Annotated in this window: 16 protein-coding genes and 1 tRNA gene; 6 read left to right on the top strand and 11 right to left on the bottom strand. The window is 63.2% G+C overall.

Annotated features, from left to right (window positions below):
* Window positions 1-6 precede the first annotated feature (6 nt).
* The 5 genes from IVA88_RS30230 to IVA88_RS30210 all read right to left on the bottom strand — a co-directional run bounded on the left by IVA88_RS30230 (window position 7) and on the right by IVA88_RS30210 (window position 6,149).
* The gene (locus tag IVA88_RS30230) at window positions 7-1,488 is read right to left on the bottom strand and encodes an ATP-binding cassette domain-containing protein (protein ID WP_247500839.1); all 1,482 of its coding nucleotides are present in this window, start codon (window positions 1,486-1,488) and stop codon (window positions 7-9) included.
* The gene (locus IVA88_RS30225) at window positions 1,488-2,414 is read right to left on the bottom strand and encodes a branched-chain amino acid ABC transporter permease (protein ID WP_247500838.1); all 927 of its coding nucleotides are present in this window, start codon (window positions 2,412-2,414) and stop codon (window positions 1,488-1,490) included. The genes IVA88_RS30230 and IVA88_RS30225 overlap by 1 nt, the downstream gene beginning before the upstream one ends.
* Before the next feature lies 1 nt (window position 2,415).
* Entirely contained in the window at window positions 2,416-3,291 is an 876-nt protein-coding gene (locus IVA88_RS30220) for a branched-chain amino acid ABC transporter permease (protein WP_247500837.1), read from the bottom strand.
* A gap of 103 nt (window positions 3,292-3,394) precedes the next feature.
* Entirely contained in the window at window positions 3,395-4,624 is a 1,230-nt protein-coding gene (locus IVA88_RS30215; RefSeq protein WP_247500836.1) for an ABC transporter substrate-binding protein, read from the bottom strand.
* 286 nt (window positions 4,625-4,910) lie between these two features.
* Window positions 4,911-6,149, bottom strand: a complete 1,239-nt coding sequence (locus tag IVA88_RS30210) for an SMP-30/gluconolactonase/LRE family protein (RefSeq protein WP_247500835.1) — start codon at window positions 6,147-6,149, stop codon at window positions 4,911-4,913.
* Between the two features lie 239 nt (window positions 6,150-6,388).
* On the opposite strand from IVA88_RS30210, the gene IVA88_RS30205 reads away from it, so the two are divergent.
* The 6 genes from IVA88_RS30205 to IVA88_RS30180 all read left to right on the top strand — a co-directional run bounded on the left by IVA88_RS30205 (window position 6,389) and on the right by IVA88_RS30180 (window position 12,619).
* Window positions 6,389-6,697: a hypothetical protein gene (locus IVA88_RS30205; protein WP_247500834.1), complete on the top strand. Its 309-nt coding sequence runs from the start codon at window positions 6,389-6,391 to the stop codon at window positions 6,695-6,697.
* A gap of 465 nt (window positions 6,698-7,162) precedes the next feature.
* The gene (locus tag IVA88_RS30200; protein WP_247500833.1) at window positions 7,163-8,404 is read left to right on the top strand and encodes a hypothetical protein; all 1,242 of its coding nucleotides are present in this window, start codon (window positions 7,163-7,165) and stop codon (window positions 8,402-8,404) included.
* 376 nt (window positions 8,405-8,780) lie between these two features.
* Window positions 8,781-10,343 carry a 2-isopropylmalate synthase gene (locus IVA88_RS30195; protein ID WP_247500832.1) on the top strand — a complete coding sequence of 521 codons (1,563 nt, stop codon included), beginning with the start codon at window positions 8,781-8,783 and terminating at the stop codon, window positions 10,341-10,343.
* A 191-nt stretch (window positions 10,344-10,534) separates the two neighbouring features.
* Window positions 10,535-11,539 (top strand): TRAP transporter substrate-binding protein, encoded by a 1,005-nt coding sequence (locus IVA88_RS30190; RefSeq protein WP_247500831.1) that lies wholly within the window; start codon window positions 10,535-10,537, stop codon window positions 11,537-11,539.
* A 194-nt stretch (window positions 11,540-11,733) separates the two neighbouring features.
* The gene (locus tag IVA88_RS30185) at window positions 11,734-12,342 is read left to right on the top strand and encodes a Spy/CpxP family protein refolding chaperone (protein ID WP_247500830.1); all 609 of its coding nucleotides are present in this window, start codon (window positions 11,734-11,736) and stop codon (window positions 12,340-12,342) included.
* A 201-nt stretch (window positions 12,343-12,543) separates the two neighbouring features.
* Window positions 12,544-12,619: transfer RNA gene (locus IVA88_RS30180), tRNA-Lys, on the top strand.
* A gap of 1,333 nt (window positions 12,620-13,952) precedes the next feature.
* Here the strand turns inward: IVA88_RS30180 and IVA88_RS30170 are convergent.
* The 6 genes from IVA88_RS30170 to IVA88_RS30145 all read right to left on the bottom strand — a co-directional run bounded on the left by IVA88_RS30170 (window position 13,953) and on the right by IVA88_RS30145 (window position 19,685).
* Window positions 13,953-15,230: a lipase family protein gene (locus IVA88_RS30170; RefSeq protein WP_247500829.1), complete on the bottom strand. Its 1,278-nt coding sequence runs from the start codon at window positions 15,228-15,230 to the stop codon at window positions 13,953-13,955.
* Window positions 15,231-15,523: 293 nt separating this feature from the next.
* Window positions 15,524-16,309: an enoyl-CoA hydratase/isomerase family protein gene (locus tag IVA88_RS30165; RefSeq protein WP_247500828.1), complete on the bottom strand. Its 786-nt coding sequence runs from the start codon at window positions 16,307-16,309 to the stop codon at window positions 15,524-15,526.
* Window positions 16,306-17,187, bottom strand: a complete 882-nt coding sequence (locus IVA88_RS30160) for an amidohydrolase family protein (RefSeq protein WP_346657660.1) — start codon at window positions 17,185-17,187, stop codon at window positions 16,306-16,308. The genes IVA88_RS30165 and IVA88_RS30160 overlap by 4 nt, the downstream gene beginning before the upstream one ends.
* Window positions 17,184-17,834: a carboxymuconolactone decarboxylase family protein gene (locus IVA88_RS30155; protein WP_247500826.1), complete on the bottom strand. Its 651-nt coding sequence runs from the start codon at window positions 17,832-17,834 to the stop codon at window positions 17,184-17,186. The genes IVA88_RS30160 and IVA88_RS30155 overlap by 4 nt, the downstream gene beginning before the upstream one ends.
* Window positions 17,831-19,078, bottom strand: a complete 1,248-nt coding sequence (locus tag IVA88_RS30150; RefSeq protein WP_247500825.1) for a CoA transferase — start codon at window positions 19,076-19,078, stop codon at window positions 17,831-17,833. The genes IVA88_RS30155 and IVA88_RS30150 overlap by 4 nt, the downstream gene beginning before the upstream one ends.
* Complete coding sequence (locus IVA88_RS30145) at window positions 19,071-19,685, bottom strand: glutathione S-transferase family protein (protein ID WP_247500824.1); 615 nt, start codon at window positions 19,683-19,685, stop codon at window positions 19,071-19,073. Before IVA88_RS30145 ends, IVA88_RS30150 begins: the two co-directional genes overlap by 8 nt.
* Between the last annotated feature and the right edge of the window lie 111 nt (window positions 19,686-19,796).

Genomic DNA, 19,796 nt, shown 5'->3' with positions numbered 1-19,796 from the left:
GGCGAATTAGAGAAAATCGGCGCCAGCCTCCGCGGCGAAGCGGCCGGGATCGCCCTCCCAGACGATCCTTGCATGCTCGAGCACATAGACACGGTCGGCATGCGGAAGCGCGAAGGTCACGTTCTGCTCGCCGAGCAGCACCGTGATCGAGGTCGTCTGCCGCAGCTTCGTTAGCGCCTTGGACAAGAGTTCGAGGATGACGGGGGCGAGGCCCAGCGTTGGCTCATCCAGGATCAGGATCTGCGGCTGCATCATCAGCGCGCGGCCGATCGCAAGCATCTGCTGCTCGCCGCCGGAGAGCGTTTGTGCCATCTGGCCCTGACGCTCTTTCAGGATCGGGAACAGCTCGAACAGCCAGGCGAGCTGTGCCGCACGCTTGTCGTCGGCCAGATGTTGCCCGCCGAGATCGAGGTTTTCCCGCACGCTCATCTCGCCGAACAGCTCGCGCGATTCGGGGCACTGCACGAGGCCGCTGCGCGCAATCTTCGCGGGCGTCGTGCCGCGCAGCTTCTCGCCGTTGCGCACGATCTCGCCGCTATAAGGCAGGAAGCCGGAGATGGTGTTGAACAACGTGGTCTTGCCGGCGCCGTTGAGGCCGACGATCGAGACGAACTCGCCCTCGTGGACGTGGATCGAGACATTCTCCAGCGCCTGCGCCTTGCCATAGAACACGCTGACGTTCTCGACCTGGAGCAGCGGCACCTTGTCCTTGAAGCTGGTCTCCGGCCGCGCATGGGTTTCGATGGCGCCGCCGAGATAGACCCGCCGCACCGTCTCGTTCTTCATGACGTCCTCGGCCTTGCCGGTGACGATCTCCTCGCCGAGATACATAGCGAGCACGCGGTCCACTAACGCGGCAACGCTCTTGACGTTGTGATCGACCAGCATCACCGCACGGCCCTCATCGCGAAAACTGCGGATCAGGTCGGAGAAGACGTCGACTTCCGCGCGCGTCAGGCCGGCAAAGGGCTCGTCCACGAGCACGACCTTCGGATCGCGCGCAATCGCCTTGGCGAGCTCGAGCCGGCGCAGATCGGCGAAGGGCAGCGTCGGCGGGCGGCGATTCATCACGTTGCCGAGCCCGACGCGGTCGGCGATCCATTTGGCGCGCTCGACCAGCGCCTTGTCCGGAAACAGCATGAACAGGCTGTCCGGCAGCAGCGCGACCATGATGTTTTCCAGCACCGTCTGCCGGTTCAGCGGCCGCGAGTGCTGGAACACCATGCCAAAGCCTTTGCGCGCGATCTTGTGCGCGGGAAGGCCGGCGACGTCCTCGCCTTCGAAGATCACTTCGCCCGCGGTCGGGCGCTCGATGCCCATCACGCTCTTCATCGCGGTCGACTTCCCCGAGCCGTTCGGCCCGATCAGACCAAAAATCTCGCCGCTATTGACCTCGAAGCCGAGGTTCTTCACCGCCGTCAATCCGCCGAAGCGCTTGGTCAGACCGCGGACTTCGAGCACGGCCCGGTTTGAAGATCGCATATCCATCACGAGCGCGCCTCACGGGAGAGGGCCGCTCCGAGGAAGCCGCCGGGGAAGAACAGCACGACGAGGAGCGCGACAGCTGAGACGATGAAGGTCGCTAGCTCGCCGGTGGGCCTGAGGAACTCGCCGGCTACGATCAGGAAGATCGCGCCCAGCGCCGCGCCAAGCACGGTGCGCCGGCCGCCGAGCACGGCCGAGACGATCACGTTGACGCCGACCGCAACGTCGACGACGGTGCCGACCGACGCGGTGCCGAAATAGAACACCAGCAGCGCGCCCGATAATCCTGAGAAGAACGCGCTGACGATGAACGCGGCGAGCTTGTGCTTGACGATGTTGAAGCCGAGCGCGCCGGCCTGCACCGGATCCTGGCCGCTGGCTTGCAGCACCAGGCCAACAGGCGATTGCGACAGGCCATAGAGGATCGCCGCCGAGATCGACATGAAGCCGAGCGCGATCCAGTAATTGGCGCCGGCGTTGATGGTGATGACGTCGGGGATGGTCAGGCCGATCTCGCCGCCGGTAAGGTCTGCAAACACCACGATGAAGTTCTGCAGCATCAGCACCGCAACAAGCGTAGTCAGGCCGAAATACGGTCCGCGCACCCGAAGCGCCGGAAGTGCCAGCACGAGGCCGGCGATGACGGAGGCGAGCGCGCCGAGCACGATGCAGAGATAAACCGACCAGCCGAACTGGGCGTTCAGGATGCCGGCGGTGTAGGCGCCGACGCCAATCAGGAAGGTCGGTCCGAAATTGACCTCGCCGGCGAAGCCGAACAGCAGGTCCCAGGCCATGGCGAACACGCCGAAATAGAACGCGACGGTGAGGAGCCCGAGCACGTAGCCGGAGACGTAGAGCGGCAGCGTCGCCGCGACGATGACGAGCGCGAGCGAGATGAAGAACAGGCGTGTCGTAAAGAAGCTAGCCATCTCAGCGCCTCCCCAGAAGGCCCTGGGGCCGGATGTACATCACGAACACGAGCAGCAGCAGCGCCGGAATGGTGCGGTATGCCGGCGAGACCAGATAGGCCGTGAGAGTCTCGAGATAGCCGACCACGAAGGCCGCGATCAGCGAGCCGGAGACGCTGCCGAGGCCGCCGAGCACGACGATCGAGAACGCGCTCGCGGTCAGCGGGCCGACGCTGTAGGAGCTGACGCCGAGGAACATTCCGAGCAGCACGCCGGCGATGCCGGCAAGGATGCCGTAGATCGCCCATACCACGACATAGATGTTGGTGAGCTCGAGGCCGAGCAGGGTGACGCCGCGCGGATTCATCGAGGCCGCCAGCACCGCCTTGCCGGTGCGGGTGCGGTTCACCAGGAGCCACAACAGCGCGATGACGAAGCAGCACACGATCGCGGTAAAAATCTCGTTCTTGGGCGTGCGTACGCCGAGGATCTCGACGACGCCCTCGACGATCGGCAGCACGGTCTTGGCGTTGTTGGTGAAGAGATAAGCGATCACCTCCTGGATCATGATCCCCCACAGCAGCGTGCCGGTGAGGACGAAGATCTCCTTCTCTTCATTCGGAATGCGCCGGGAGTCCTGGATCGGCTTCACCACCGCGAAATAGGTGGCGAAGGATGTGAGGAGGGCGACACCGACGCCGATCAGCGCGCCGGCATAGGTGCCGACATTCAGGATGCTGGCGGCAGCCCAGGCCGCCACCGCTGCCGCCACCATGATGGCGCCGTGGGAGAGGTTGAGGACGCCGGAGACGCCGAAGATCAGCGTGAAGCCGGTGGCACCGAGAGCGTAAAGAGCGCTGATGGCAAAGCCATCGATCAGAATCTGGAAAGCTCGCATCTATGGTGGCAATCTGATTTGGGAGAGACGATCTTGCTGGAGGAACGTGCTGCGGGAGCCGCATGTGGAAGCTCCCGGGAGCTGGTCCCGGGAGCTGTTCCGGCTAGTTCGAGAGCTTGATGAAGCTCGGGAACTTGACATCGACCTTGGCCACGTCCTTGGGCCAGACCGCGCTCTGCTTGCCGTCCTGCCATTGCAGCATCAGCCCGGTGATCAGGCCCTTGCCGTATTTGATCGAGTGCGTGAACGGATCGTCCTTGCCGTAGAACTGGACGCGTCCGATCGTGCCTTCCCAGTCGGTCTTCTCGAGCGCATCGACGAGCTTGTCGGCGTCGGTCGAGCCGGCGCGCTTCACCGCGTCGGCGATGTAATAGACCTCGTCATAGGCGGTGTAGCCGGCATAGGAGGGATAGTTGCCGAACTTCTTCTTGAAGGCTTCGGCGAACGGCACCGATTTCGGCGTCACCGCGACACCTGGGCCGGAGACGCCCTGGTAGAGCACGCCCTCGGCGGCCTGATTGGTGTCCTTGCCAAAAGTCTCGTTGGTGGCCTGCGAGGAGATGCCGAACATCGGGATCGGCACCTGCTGGTTCTTCCACTGCACCGTCGGCTGCACGCCGACATGGGAGATGCCGGTGATGATCACGTCGGGCTTGGAGCCCTCGATCTTGTTGAAGATCGGCGTGAAGTCGGTGGTATCAGGCGAGAAGCGGATGTGGTCGAGCACCTTCAGCCCGATCTTCGGCAGGCATTCCTCGTAGCCGATGTCGAGCGGCTTGGTCCAAGCGGCGTCCTCGCTCATGATGACCGCAGTCTTCATGTGCATCTTGTCGACCAGCAGATCCTTGGCGCCGTCGCAGACAGAGAGCGCCAGCGCGGCGGAAGTCAGGTAGCCGTGGAAGGTGTACTTGTTCTTCTCGTAATCGGAATGGACGCTCTTGCTGATCTCGTTGGAGGCCGCACCGGGCGTGACGAACGGGGTCTTCAGCCGCGAGGCCCAGGGCTCCAGCGCCAGCACGACCTCGCTGATGTAGCTGGCGATGACCGCGTTGACCTTGTCCTCGTTCACCGCGCGCTGGAACGCGCGCACTGAATCCGCGGAGGACGAGTGATTGTCGTAAGAGATGATCTCGATCTTGCGGCCGTCGACGCCGCCATCGGCGTTGATCTCGTCGGCGGCGAGCTGCGCCGCCTGAGGGATGGAGGCGCCGGCAATCGCCTGCGCTTCCGCGATCACGCCGATCCTGACCGGATCGGCGGCAAGTGCCGCGCCTGACGCCGTCACCAGCGCGCCGACCGCTATTCGCAATGCAACAGAGAGTCCTTTTTTCATGTTGTTTCTCTCCTTTGAACAGGCCTCTTGTGAGCCATTATGTTGCGACTATACCGAGGGACACCTTCTCGGCAAGTGAAACCGCGTTCAGGATTGTGAGAGACGAACTAAAGTCTAGCGCGGCGCAAATTGAGAGTGGTTCGGATGTTCCAGCAAATCAGGCATGCGGATTTCGTCGGAGACAGCGCGCGCCAGTGGACTAGGCTAACAGCAAACGAGCTAGCCTTAACAATAAGGGCGCCGGCATGATGCCGACGCCCTTGCGCGTGTTTTGCGTCTTCGCGCTTCAGCCCGGCCCTGCGCCTTGCGTGCCCGTATACACCGCATAGAGCGACTGGCTCGCGGCCATGAACAGACGGTTGCGCTTGGGACCGCCGAAGCAGATGTTGCCGCACACTTCGGGCAGCCGGATGCGGCCGAGGAGCTTGCCGTCCGGCGACCACACGGTCACGCCGCTGTAGCCGACGGCGCGGCCGGCATTGCTGGCGGCCCAGACATTGCCGTTGACGTCGCAGCGCACGCCGTCGGGCCCGCACTTCACGCCGTCGATCACGCACTCGCTGAACTTCTTGAGGTTGGACAGCTTGTTGTCGCCGCCGACGTCGAACACGAAGATTTCGCCCTTGCCGCCGGGCCCGGTGTCGCCGGGTCCCTTGCCGGTCGACACGACGTAGAGCTTCTTGAAGTCCGGCGAAAAGCACAGCCCGTTGGGATCGGGCACCTGCTCCTCGGTGACGACGAGATCGACGCGGCCCGAGGGATCGATGCGATAGCAATTGGTCGGCAGCTCGCGCTTGCTCGGTGCGAAGCCGGCCGGCTGCCCGATCCGCGGATTGAGCTTGCCGCCGGAGTTGCTCGGACCGCCCGCGGCGTCGGGCTCACCTTCGTAGAGCTGGCCGCCATAGGGCGGATCGGTGAACCAGTAGCTGCCGTCGGGATGCGCGACGACGTCGTTCGGCGAGTTCAATTTTTTGCCGTTGTAGTTGTCGCAAAGCACGGTCGCGGTGCCGTCATGCTCATAACGCGTCACCCGCCGGGTCAAATGTTCGCAGGAGAGTTGACGGCCCTGGAAGTCGAACGAGTTGCCGTTGGAGTTGTTGGACGGCGAGCGGAACACGCTGACGCGACCGTCGTCTTCGCTCCAGCGCATCTGCCGATTGTTGGGAATGTCGCTCCATAGCAGATAGCGGCCCTGTGCACTCCACGCCGGGCCTTCAGCCCACAGCACGCCCGTATAGAGACGCTTGATCGCAGTGTTGGGCTGGGCGAGATCGTTGAAGGACGGATCGACCGCGATGACGTCGGGGTCCCAAAAGTAAGTGGTCGGCGCGCCGTTGGGACCGAAATCGCGTGGCGGGGTGGTGATCGTGGTCGGTGGCGCGGCGGGTCCGGTCTGGGCCAGCGCGGAGCCGGCGCCGGCCATTGTGGCGGCGGCGCCGAGCGCAAACCCCCGAACGAGTGTTCGTCGTGAAAGCGCAGCATCGTGGTCACGCTGCTCGTGGTCACGAGCTTCATGGCGTGTCATCGCGTCCTCCCGGTCATGTTCGGCTGGCCGGTTGATCCGGCCGAGCAGGGGAAGGTTAGTCCGGTCCGATGACGGTTTCGAGGGGGAGGTACGCATCCTCCGCGCGATATCGGGGCGGCAAAAGCGCTGCAACTTCGAACATGGAAACGACAAATTCGTCCCGCGTGACGGGGTTTACCGGAACTGGTTGCGGGACATTGCCAAGCTATGGAGCATGTCAAGGCTTGACGTCCTGCGCGATGCTGGCAGAACGTCACTCGGGGCGTAAGTCGGAGTTCACTGTGGCAGTTGGTGTCGTCGTACTGGTTTTGCTGCTCGGGATTGCATTTGCGGCCGGCTATTTCACCCGCGACTACGTTTCCCGCAAACGGCGAGCCGAGGCGCGCCGCTGGCGTGAATACACCGAGCCGGATTGGCTCAGTGCCAACTCACCCGCCAACACCAACGAGATCGCGAGCGCCGGTAGGGCCGCGCCGGTCGCCACCGGCGAGCTCGGTCAGATGCTGGATCGCTGGGAAAGCAGGGCCCGCGCCCGCCGCGTTGGGTAGCGGCCAGATCGCCGGACGGCTGATCAGTCTGTAGCCCCGGAGCCCGAGTGGGTCGGAGCGCAGAGGCGTGTCTGCGCATCGAGTCCACCTCCCTGAAAGCGAAAGACGAACGCGTCGGGTCGCCCTTGTGCCGGTCATGGGCTCGTTGCGGGCAAGATTACTGAGTCGGCGGCAGCAGACCGCGGGCGGCGCGAGCCATCATGTTGCCAAACTGGGCAGCCGGCGAAAGCGCGCGTGCAGTGCCACCTCGCGCGACGTGCGGCGATTCGCTGGTGCAATTCGCCCAGGTTGTGTGAACTATCTCACGCACGTGATGCTGCATAGCGCCTAATCATGGTTCGACTGGATTCACCGGCAGGCGCAAAGGAGCCCGTCATGAGAGCGGCAGGGGTTGTCGTCGTTCTGGCCATGATCGCGGGCTCGTCGTGCCAGGCCGATGAGTGTCAGAGCTTTTCGGCGAGTACAATGAAGGCGAATGGTACGGTTGCCGCGGCCAAGTGGCGAGTCGACTATCCGCCGGCGCGCCCCAATCCCAACGATCCGCAGCCTTGGGAATCGGTCGATTTTCGCACCAAGCCGGCTGACTACATGAATGCCGTGCTCAGTACCGCGAAGACGTCCTTCAAGATCGCGGATCGCAAGCTCGTCGGCACCGGTCAGGAGGAGTGGTGGATCTCGCAATGGCTCGACTACGGAAACTCCGGGCGCGAGCCGTTGATGGGGCTGACCAAGGAACGCGGCCCCGATCCCGGCGATCTGTCCAAGACCAACACACGAGGCTCCCAGGTCTGGGCGGTCGGCTTCTACAACAAGCCGGGAGCAGCGGTCTTCGGGGAGGTCTTCGCCGAGCCCTGCAACCCAGCCTTCCCGGTCGCAATGAAATTTCCGAATGACACCGTCTCCGTCAAATTTCTGTTCACCGATGCCTCACCCGACGAAGTTGCCTACCTCCAGGGCGCACCGGAATACGACGCCTTTATCGACAATTTGGGCGCTGGCTCCGGCGGTCAGGATCCCAGCACCCGCACGATCCGGTCGTTGCGCCTGCTTCAGGTCGATATTTCAGTGAAGGATTCAGCGAAGACCGGCCGGTCGCTGGACACCGGATGGGTGTTCGGCACGTTTGTGTGGCGCGGCCCGGCGAAGGGCGACGCCCTGTTCGACAATCTCGTGCCGGTATCGCTGCAATGGGGCAACGACCCCGGTGTCTACGACGGTGCGATCCGTGAGAGCTGGATCAATCCCGATTTGCGGAACGTGACCTATGGCTGGGACCAGCGTCTCACCATGGGCTTCATGGGGCGCGCCAACGGACCTGCCGACAATATCCGCTCATCCTGCCTGTCGTGCCACTCGGCGGCGCGCACGCCGCGAGCCTCGATCGGACTGCTCGACAGCCGCTTCAACATGGACGACGTCGCCAATCCCGCGAAGGTGAAGGGCCACATCGACACCTGGTTCCAGAACATCAAGGGCAGCCAGCTCTTCCAGCCGTCCGAGCCGGCTGCATCGACGCTCGACTATTCGCTCCAGCTTGAGGCGGCGGCGTTCCGAATTTGCCTCGCCTGCCAAGCCGGTGATCTTCGCGGTCCGACGCCCACCTTGTGTCGCAGCAGCGGCTTCTACAATCGGCCGGTCTGCAACGCGCCTCTGGAAGTGAGCGTCCGCGAGCGGTTGCTCGATCTCGTGCCGCCGCCCCGGCAATAGCCGGGGGAAACCAGGTCAACCCTTCTGTCCATCTTTTGGCGTTGCAGTTGCTGCCATTTCTCGTCTAGAAACGGCCCATCGAGCTTCCCGGCAACCAACCGTCAACGGTTTTGACCGAGGATTTGAGGGCTCAACAGGGTCTGGCAATGCTGATTCGCGGCCAAATCGATGGGATTTCGGGGGAGGTGGCTCTGGCCGCCGCCACGATCCCGGCCGCGCTGTTGCCCACCCTCCTTATCGGCGGTCTTCTTCTTACTTGCCCCTGAGGGCCGGCTGGGCGCCATGCGCCTGGGCGCTCAGGGGTTTGGTCGAGATCACCGGACACCTCAAGCGCCCAGAAGACTGACGGCGCAAAAGCTCAAAAGGAATTTTCGAAATGACCTCCGTGAACAAGTCCGAGAAGGACCGCGTCATCATCTTCGACACCACACTGCGCGACGGCGAGCAGTGTCCCGGCGCCACCATGACCTACGAGGAGAAGCTCGAGGTCGCCGCGCTGCTGGACGATATGGGTGTCGACGTCATCGAAGCCGGCTTCCCCATCACCTCCGAAGGCGACTTCCAGGCGGTTAGCGAAATCGCCCGCCGTTCCAAGAACGCTATCATCGCCGGCCTGTCTCGCGCCCATCCGGCCGACATCGATCGTTGCGCCGAGGCGGTGAAATTCGCCAAACGCGGCCGCGTCCACACCGTCATCGCGACCTCGCCGCTGCATATGCGGGTGAAGCTGAACAAGACGCCGGAGCAGGTGCTCGAGACTTCGGTTGCCATGGTCGCGCGCGCCCGCAACCAGATCGACGACGTCGAATGGTCGGCCGAGGACGGCACCCGCAGCGAAATGGACTATCTGTGCCGCATCGTGGAAGCCGTCATCAAGGCCGGCGCCACCACGGTGAACATTCCGGACACCGTCGGCTACACCACGCCCGACGAATACACCCACTTCATGAAGACGCTGATCGAGCGCGTGCCGAACTCGGACAAGGCGGTGTTCTCCGTGCATTGCCATAACGATCTCGGCATGGCGGTGGCGAACTCGCTGGCCGGCATCGTCGGCGGTGCGCGCCAGGTCGAGTGCACCGTCAACGGCATCGGCGAGCGCGCCGGCAACGCCGCGCTGGAAGAGATCGTGATGGCGATCAACGTCCGCAACGACAAATTCCCGTTCTGGAACAAGATCGACACGACGCAACTCACCCGCGCCTCGAAGGTGGTATCGGCGGCGACCTCGTTCCCGGTGCAGTACAACAAGGCCATCGTCGGCCGCAACGCGTTCGCGCATGAGAGCGGCATCCATCAGGACGGCGTTCTGAAGGACGCCTCGACCTACGAGATCATGCGGCCCGAGATGGTCGGCCTGAAGCAGTCCTCGCTGGTGCTGGGCAAGCATTCCGGCCGCCATGCCTTCGTGCACAAGCTGGAGGAGATGGGCTACAAGCTCGGCCCCAACCAGCTGGAAGATGCGTTCACGCGGATGAAGGCGCTGGCCGACCGCAAGAAAGACATCTACGACGAGGACATCGAGGCGCTGGTCGACGAGGAGATGGCGGCTTCGCACGACCGCATCAAGCTGACCTCGCTGACCGTGATCGCCGGCACCCATGGCCCGCAGCGCGCGACCATGAAGCTCGATGTCGACGGCCAGATCAAGATCGAGGAGGCCGAGGGCAACGGTCCGGTCGACGCGGTGTTCAACTGCATCAAGCGCCTGGTGCCGCACGACGCCAAGCTCGAGCTGTACCAGGTCCACGCCGTCACCCAAGGCACCGACGCGCAGGCCGAAGTCTCGGTGCGACTGTCGCATGAGGGACGTGCGATGACGGCGCGCGCGGCGGATCCGGATACGCTGGTCGCCTCGGCAAAGGCCTATCTCGGCGCGCTGAACAAGATCGTCATGAAGCGCCAGCGCGACACCGTGACGACCGCGGCGGCGAGCTGACGTTGCTGCCTTCGCCTCTCCCGCGGGCGATAGAGGCGGTACGGCGGTGCTTTCGGGCGTTCACCATGAATGGCTGCCCTGCTAACGGCCAATAGCAGGTGGCGATGTCGGCCTGTATTGATGCTGCCGACATGAAGATTGGCCGCCCGCCCGCCGGGCGGCCCAAATAATAACATGGAGAGATAGAGATTATGCGCACCTTCGCAATCGCCGCGTCCATCGCGGTCCTGGCACTTGGCTTGACCGGACCGGCATCGGCCCAATCGCCGATCATTATCAAGTTCAGCCACGTGGTGGCCACCGACACGCCGAAGGGCAAGGCGTCGGAGAAATTCAAGGAGCTTGCCGAGAAGTACACCGGCGGCAAGGTCAAGGTCGAAGTCTATCCGAACTCGACGCTCTACAAGGACAAGGAAGAGCTCGAGGCGCTCCAGCTCGGCAGCGTGCAGATGCTGGCGCCGTCCAACTCCAAGTTCGGCCCGCTCGGCATCCGCGAGTTCGAGGTGTTCGATCTCCCCTACATCCTTCCCGACCTGAAGACGCTGCGGAAGGTGACAGAAGGCCCGCTCGGCCTTCGGCTGCTCAAGCTGCTGGATTCCAAGGGCATCACGGGCCTGGCCTATTGGGACAATGGCTTCAAGCAGATGAGCGCCAACAAAAAGCTGGTGACGCCGGCGGACTATCAGGGCGTCAAGTTCCGCATCCAGTCCTCGCGCGTGCTCCAGGCCCAGTTCAAGGCGCTCAGCTCGCTGCCGCAGGTGATGGCATTCGGCGAAGTCTATCAGGCGCTCCAGACCGGTGTGGTCGACGGGCAGGAGAACACCTGGTCGAACATCTATACCCAGAAGATGCACGAGGTGCAGAAGTACATCACCGAGTCCAACCACGGTTACATCGGCTACGTTGTGATCGTGAACAAGAAGTTCTGGGACGACCTGCCGGCCGACATCCGCGACCAGCTTACGAAGGCGATGAAGGAAGCGACCGACTTCAACAATACGCAGTCGCAGAAGGAGAACGAGGACGCCCTCGCCGAGATCAGAAAGAGCGGCAAGAGCGAAATCATCAAGCTCACGCCGGAGCAGGACGAGGCGATGCGCAAGGCTATGGAGCCGGTCTACAAGGATGCCGCGGGCCGCGTCGGCCAGCCGCTGATCGACGAATTCCAGAAGGAAGCGAAGAGCACGACGAACTGATTGAACGCACAATGAATGGAGGGGCTTCCGTGCCGGGCGCGGAAGCCCCTTTGTTGCGAATGATTTCCGATTGCGACTGAATGAAAATTCAGGAGCGTTAGATCTTCGAAAGAACGCGTTCCTGTCCAAGTTGTAAGTTGCGCGTGAGCCGCGCTGCGCCCATCCTCACGAGATCCTTCCAGAGGAGAGTTCGCATGAGGAAGTTCACCATTGCCGCCATCGCCGTGCTCAGCATCGCCGGCTCGGGCGCGGTCTATGCCCAATATCATCGCCCGTGGATGGAGCACATGCGCCACATCCGCATGAACCCGGAAGACCGCGCCGCCATGGTCGACGCGCGGATCGCCGCCGTCCATGCCGGGCTGAAGCTCAACGCCGATCAGGAGAAGCTGTGGCCGCCGGTCGAGGCCGCCGTGCGCGACTTCGCCAAGCTGCGTATCGACCGTGCCAATGCGCGGATGAATGCCGGTCCCGGCGACGCCAACAAGGACGCGAACAAGCCGGAGGATCCGGTCGCCCGCCTGCGCCAGCGCGCCGAGGACATGGGCGCAACGTCGTCGGCCCTGAAGAAGATCGCCGATGCCGCCGATCCGCTCTACAAGACCCTGGATGAGGGCCAGAAGCGGCGCCTCGCTGTGCTGACCCGCCACCGCGGCCCGTTCGGCGGCGGCGAAGACGGGCCGCGCCACCACTTCATGGAACGCGGCATGGACCGCATGATGGAGCGCGGCATGGACCACTTCCACCGTGACCGTTTCGACCGCGACGGCGGCCCGGAGCGGGAGCGCGAGGGCCGGCTCTGAGCTTTCAAGGGTTGTCTCGGATCAACCCTGGCGAAGCCGCTGGAATCCAGCGGCTTTTCGCTTTTTGGGGGATGTGGACGAACCCTTGGCCAACCCCCTGGCCAGCCCTTGGCAAACCCTTGGAAAACTTGCGTGGCGTCGCTTGCCAGACCTGGATCGCTTTGCTAAACGACCGACCTCGCAAGGCATTGGCCGCCTTTCGGGCGCATAGCTCAGTTGGTAGAGCAGCTGACTCTTAATCAGCGGGTCCCAGGTTCGAGCCCTGGTGCGCCCACCAAATAAACAAGACGTTAGCCAGAGAAACCGTTTGAGAGGGCCGAATTAAAACGGTTTTTCGAACGGTGTTTTTTCAGAGCGGGGAAGTAGGCTGCTCTCCACAATGTGATCAGTGTAACCGTCAAGCACAGGCGGACCGCGCAGCGCTTTCTCGCCCTCCTGATGAGCGAGGGCCTCAGACCATTGCGCCTCGCATCTCGCAGTAAATCGGGTGCGGCCACCGTGGAGTGGCTTCTTGGCGTGGCGACGTCCCTATTCACAACATGGTCTCATCGCCCTAGGCCTTCGATGGGGGCGTATCAGGCGAAGCACCTGTGTGCTCGCGGCGGGATCCGCGAAGATCGCGCTAGTCATGCTCATACTGTTCCGAGAGAAACTGGTCGATCACGTCGAATGCCTGCAGCGGCGCCCGTCATTCTTGCCCGTAGCGACTGCATCTGCACCCTTCCGCGACGTTTTCTCATGCGCTTCGCTCACGAGCTCGATCTTACGCCGCCGCCGCTCGATCTTCCGCCTGCGCGCATCGTCGCGCTCTGGCATCCGCGCAATCAGGAGGACCGAGCTCATGCCTGGCTTCGAGAGTGCCTAAACCAAGCGGCCGCCTCCTGATCTGGATTTACATCAACCGCTGAGCTCCCGCTTCTGGACGGGGAAGTAACAGGAGCTTGCTGATTCGCCGGCAAAGCGCCGAGGTGTGCGGACAAAGCCGTCGTTCGCTGCTGATGCAAAATCTGTGTGCGCGCGATCCTGAACTATAGGGCGGGGGCCTGAGCGGCAACATCGAGAACCATTGGAGCCCGAGAAAATGATCTCAGCCGAATACTGCCTGACTTATGGCCCGTTACAACAGTTGGCAGAACGCCTCTTTGGTAACTGCCGCTGATGGACTGACGAATGTGGATCGCTGGAAGGATCGAGGTGCGTTCTTTCAATCGATCGCAGCTACACCTCAACGGGATGCATGTTTGGTATCCGCGGGATGGTTCAACTCGGACCGGGAAGCCGAAGGCTCTCTGTGTTATTGAACTCTTCAACCACCAGACCCATCACCGCGGTCAGGTCCACGCGATGCTGACAGCAGCGGGTGCAGAACCAGAACCAACTGACCTTTCGATGCTGCCATAGCCTGTTCGCTTTGGGGTCACAAGCTACCGTTGTGACAGCGTTCCCGTCCCGTCCGGTGAACATGGGACAGGCTGCCGGACTTGCTCGGATGCGGAAGTCTGGCTCTCCATCATTGCCCAAGGGATCTGCCTCGCGCGGAGGCGTTTGAGCCGGACCCTGAACGGTACGGCAGGGAGCGAATCACCCTAAAGCGTAGTTTCGGGGTCTCATTAGTCGTTGAATTTGAAACCGGGTAAGGGCTCGCCCGCCGGCCCAGGTTCGGCAATCGAAGCGCAATTGGACTGCATTGGATTGCCCGCCAGCGCGGCCTGAACGAATGCAAGCTCGTCGGAATAGGCTGCGTGCACCGTTCCGTTATGGCTCACGCCAGCATAGGTCTTCCAAACCACGGGGCTCCCGGCAGCGCAGAGCGCTGCAACAGCGGCATATTGGCGCTGCGGTTGGATCGCCTTGTCGGCCAGACCTGTGGCGAGAAAGACCGGTACCGGCATTTGAACCGGGCTCATGTCTATGACGGCACTTAGACGATCCGCGATTTCAGGATCTTTCAGGCTGTTGGCCAGGGTCAGGCCGTTGCTGCGAACGACCTGTGCAAGCTCCGCGTTGCATCCCTCGCGGGCGGCCTGCAGCAGTGGCTTGCCTACCTCAGTCACGAGGTCGTCCGGCTTTATCGCGTCGTCCCCGAGAGCACCGCCGATCATCATGAGAATGGTGAGTTGCGGCGGAACTGAACGCGCAAAACTCTGCTCGCTTGAAGGCTTCTTATCTGCCGGGGGAAACGCGGAAATGATGCCGGTTGCGATCGATGCCTTGATGTTGAGGTCGGGCGCGTAAGAGGGCGCCAGACGCGTTGCGCCGAGAGCGGCGCCGGAGCCTTGCGACTGACCCGTGATGATGATGGCGTTGGCGATCTGTCCGTTCGCATGGCCAAGCGCTGCTCTTGCGGCATCGAGCACCGAGCGTCCTTCTGCTCCCCAATTGAGATAGGGATGCGGGCCGGGGCCGCCAAGACCCTGGTAGTCAGTGGCAACGACAGCGAAGCCTTGTTCCAGCCAATTGTTGATGTACTCGCCGTCCCGCGGTCGATGCCTGCTCCAGGACGGGGCACACCTGTCGGAAACGCCGAGCGTGCCATGCGCCCAGGCAACAAGCGGCCATCCGCCCTGTGGCGCGGCTCGCTTCGGAAGATAAAGCGTGCCGCTTACCGGAATGATGCCGGATTGCCATCTTGCATCCGTGGAAGTGTACAAGATTCTTCGGGCCGTTGCCACCGCAACGATCTCAGGCTGATCGGGCAACCCCTCCTGGCGTAGCATGAGTCCTGGCTTCTCGGGCAAAGCGCCGGTCCAGCGGTAGAACGGCGACAAATCCTGGTCACCAACGCTCGGCCCTTGAGGTGGTGACTCCGCTGCGGCGTACAGCCTGCCCGGATAAGGCGAGGCGCAGAGAGCGAGTGCCGCAACGCCCATTGTTGCAAGTGCTTTCATCGTTTGCGTTCCTCCGTTTTTGTGCAGCTCGTGAGCTGCACTCGTTTGTGACTCATCACGTTGCTCCCTACGGGCGCTGATCCCTACGCACGTTCCGAGCTAAGTCTATTTTCCCGCACTCGAAAGGCGTTAGCAGCCAATCGAGGATCCTATCCCACCTGCGCCCCGATCCGCCGGATGACATCTTCCCGCTTTTCCAATTCGCCTTGCGCGGCGCGGCCGCTTGGGTGCCCTATAGGAGACGACCGCGGCAATCGAGCAGCTCGATCCATTTCGCATCTTGCGGCATGAGCTCACCGGCCCTTGAACACCGGCTTTCGCTTTTCGCGGAACGCCGTCAGCGCCTCCTTGGTGTCCTCGGTCTCCGCCAGTGCTGCGGTCTGGCTCTGCTCGTAACGATAGCCGTCGCGAAGCGGCATTTCCTCCGTAAGGCCAAACGAGCGTTTGGCGGCAATCACGGCGAGCGGAACCTTGTCGGCAATGGTACGTGCAATCGAAGTGGCTTCTTCGAGCAGCTTCGCCCTCGGCACGCACAAGGATGCAGCGTTCATTCGCAGCAGCTCCGGTCCGTAAATGCGCTTGGCCGTGTAGATCATCAGGCGTGCATCGGAAGGGCTGAAGGCGCGCAGCACGTGGCGGACGCCGCCGGCAAGACCGTAGTCGACTTCCGTCATGGACAGGAACGCTTCCTCGGCAACGACGAGGATGTCGCACACGAGCGCGAGGACGCAGCCCGCGCCGATCGCGGCGCCGTTGACCGCGGCAATCACCGGCTTCGGGCATTCGAGCACGCAGTCGAACGACGCGCGAACCAGCCGGTTGTGCCGCGAATACCCGCCGGGTTCGGCCAGGATTGCTGCGCGCTCGGAAAGATCCGCGCCTGCGGAGAAGGCCTTGCCGTCGCCGGTCAGGACGATGGCGCGGACGTCGGCGTCTGCGCCGAGCACGTCGAAGACGCGAATGCATTCCTCGCGGAAACGACGGTCCTGGGCATTCACGGGCGGGGCGGTGATCGTGACGGTTGCGACATGGGCCCCGACCGTGACACGGAAGCGTTCGACGTCCTCTAATCCTCTCATGCTTGTTCCTCCTTGTTGAAACCGTAAAGACTGGCCGGGTTCACGACCAGGATGCGCCGAATGAGCGCGGCGTCATCGATCCACTCCTGGAAGAGGTCGGCAAGACGTCCGGCATCCGGCGCCGGCTGCATGCGGACATAGGGCCAGTCGGAGCCCCACACGAGCCGGTTCGGTGCGCGCTCGACGAGACGATCGTGAAGCGGTCGGATGCGCGCGTAGTCCGAACCGCCGGCGGACAGCCGGCACAGCACCAGCTTCATCCACAACGTGCCGTCGGCGAGTAGGTCGACGATCCGAGCAAAGGCCACCCCGTCCGGACCTTCGCCCGGATCGGGGTTCCCCATATGATCGACCACGAGCGGCACGCCGAGCCGGAGCAATGCGGGAAGATGCTCTGCAAGCTGAGATGCACTGGCCCAGAGCTGCGCGTGCATGCCGGTCTCGCGCATGCGCGGCGCCAGGGCACGAAGGGCCGCAAAACCGACGCTGCCGGGATAGCGTTCACCGGACGGTGTGCGCATTTCGGTGAAGCGCAATCCGACGATGCCGCCCATGCGCCAGCGCTCGAGAGTCGGGTCGCCGATGGATTCGTCCGTCACCGCGACTCCGCGCAACGCCTTGGGGGCGCCGGCGATGGCGGCCAGCATCGCGGCGGGATCATTGGCATAGGGCGCAGGTTGCGTCAGCACGCCGCGCGCCACACCGAGCGTGTTGCGAACGGCGGAATGAATCTCGGGCGCGGCCTCCGGAAGCGCGTAGACGGACCGTTCGATCGGCGGAAAGCGATCGAAGGGTCCGAACACGTGACTGTGTGCGTCGCAGGCTCCCGGGGGAAGGGCGCGTAAGGGCGCTGAGGCGAGCGGGGGAGGGACGGTCACGACTGAGCTGCCGCCACTGACGAGGCCGCTCCAAGCCGGCCCGGCGGAAGGATAACGAGATCGCTTTCCAACGGCAGCTCATCGATGCCCTCGGGCAGCGGCAAGCGGTGCGCATTCAGCGTGATCGAGACCATCGTGTAGTAGCCGATCACGGCCGTCAGCTCGACCACGCCGCGGGTGCCCCAGCGGCGCTGAATGGCGTTGTACGTCTCCTGTCCAACCTGGCCCATCTGCTGCAGCGACCGCGCAAATTCGTAGACCTCCAGATCCGCCTCTTCGGTAAACACCGGCGCACGTTTGGCGCCGATTGCGTCGATCATCGTTTCAGGCATTCCGGCCGCGGCGCAGGCGCGGGCGTGCACCCACCATTCGACCTGACTGGTCCAGCGTCGCGCGGTGACGAGGATGGCAAGCTCGTTCAGCCGCGGCGGCAGACATGTGCGGTAGCGTATGAACTCTCCGAATTCGGACCAGAGCGCGGCGAGTTCCGGACTGTGAATAGCGGCGCGGAGCGGACCAATCATCTGGCCGCGCGGTCCCGACACAACCTGATCATAGATTTGCCGCTGCGCGGGACTCATCTCGTCGGCGCTCAGGAGCGGAATGCGCGGCTCATGGCAGGACACTTTCTTTTCGTCGATGCTCAAACAATGCCCTCCACCGCGAGCGCCGCGATTTCGGTGTCGCTGAGACCGATCTCTTCCAGGACCGACCGCGTATGCTGACCGAGGGTAGGAGGCGCGCGGTTGAAGCGGAGCGGAGCGTCCTGCATCCGGATCGGGCTGACGATCTGGGGCAAGCTTCCGGCGATCGGGTGAGGAAGCTGCTGAAGCATCCCTCTGTGCCGGATCTGGTCGTCGGCCAGCACCTGATCGATGGTGTTGATTGGGGCGGCGGGGACGCCGGTCTCGTCGAGAGCAGTGACGATCTCATGTCGTGTGCGCCCGGCGAACTGCCCTGCCAGAAGCTCTGTCAGCACAGCGTTGTTGATCACGCGGGCAGCGTTGGTGCTGAACCGCGCATCGTTGGCCCATTCGGGCTTGCCCAGAACCGAACAAAGCTTGGCAAACTGGCCGTCATTGCCGACGGCGAGGACGAACGTCCCGTCCGCGCAGGCGAATACGTCTTGCGGTTGGATGTTCGGATGTTGGTTGCCGCCGCGCGTTGGAATCCGGCCGGTGAGCAGATGGTTCATTGCCTGGTTTGCGAGGATCGCTGCCGAAACGTCCAGCATCGCAAGGTCTATGGTCTCGCCCTGGCGCGTCTCTGCGGCGCGCGTCAAAGCGGCCAGGATCGCGACTGCCGCGTACATGCCGGTCATGAGATCGATGATCGGAATGCCTACCTTCTGCGGGCCCGCTCCGGGGCGGCCGTCGCGCTCTCCGGTAATGCTCATGAGCCCGCCCAACGCCTGGATAGCGAAGTCATAGGCAGCCTGATCGCAGCGCGGCCCGTCCTGACCGAAGCCCGTCACGGAGCAATAGATCAGCGCGGGATTGAGCGCTCGAAGCGAATTCGCATCCAGGCCATAGCGGGCAAGCGCGCCGGCCTTGAAGTTCTCGATGACGACGTCAGATGTCGCCGCGAGCTGCCGCACGATGGCTTGTCCCTTGGGCTGCGCGATGTCCACGGTGATGGACCGTTTGCCGCGATTGACGGCGAGGAAGTAGCCAGCATCCTTGGTGGTCCGGCCCTCCGCGTCGCGCAGGAAGGGCGGGCCCCAACTGCGCGTATCGTCGCCGGTTTCCGGCCGTTCAACCTTGATTACATCCGCACCCAGATCGGCGAGAATCTGCGTCGCCCATGGCGCAGCCATGATGCGGCTGAGGTCGAGAACACGGATGTGACTGAGCGGACCGCTGCGCTCGGCCGCTCGCGTGTCGTCAGTCATCGACGGCCTCCGTGGCCTGCGCGGATGGACGGGCGGCGAAGCTTTCGTGCCAGCTGGAAAGATGGGGACGTCCGGATCGCCAATCGAGCTCGGCAAACCGGAAATCGGCGTAGGACAGCGCACAGCCGAGCGCGATCTCGCCGATCCCGAAACTCGACGCCGGCGAATTCGCGGCCTGCTGCTCGAACCGATCGCATGTCGCATTGACCTTGGTCGAGAACGCTTCGAGCCACGCCTCTGTCTGCCGCTCCACCGGTTTCGTGCGCTCGTTTCGCCACAGGATCAGCAGGTCGAGCAGGCCGTCCGCCAGCGCCTGCCGGCTGAGAGCGCGCCAGCGCGCCGGCCCTTCAAGCGGCACCAGCACGCCCGGTCCTGCCAGACTGTCCAGATATTCGACGATCGTGCGCGAATCGAGCAGGACATCTCCGTTATCGAGGACCAGGGTCGGGATCTTGCTCAGGGGATTGTCCGCCATGATGATAGGATTGGGGGTCGGCAGGGCTGCAACGCTGCGCACGCAAGTGATGCGCTCGGCGAGCCCGAGTTCATGTGCGGCAACCATCACCTTGCGGACGTAGGGCGAACGAGGCGACCAATGAAGCTTCACCCCCGGCCTCCTCGGAAATGGACATGAGACACCCGGGCGTTCCTATCATGCAGCGTTATGATGCCTCTCGCCATAGAAGGAAAAAGATCATATGTCTAGCCTATTGATCAT

This window comes from Bradyrhizobium sp. 149 (genome assembly GCF_023073915.1).
Lineage (GTDB): Bacteria > Pseudomonadota > Alphaproteobacteria > Rhizobiales > Xanthobacteraceae > Bradyrhizobium.
The sequence above is the reverse complement of the archived record's forward strand: the minus strand, read 5'-3'. Positions and strand labels throughout refer to the sequence as shown.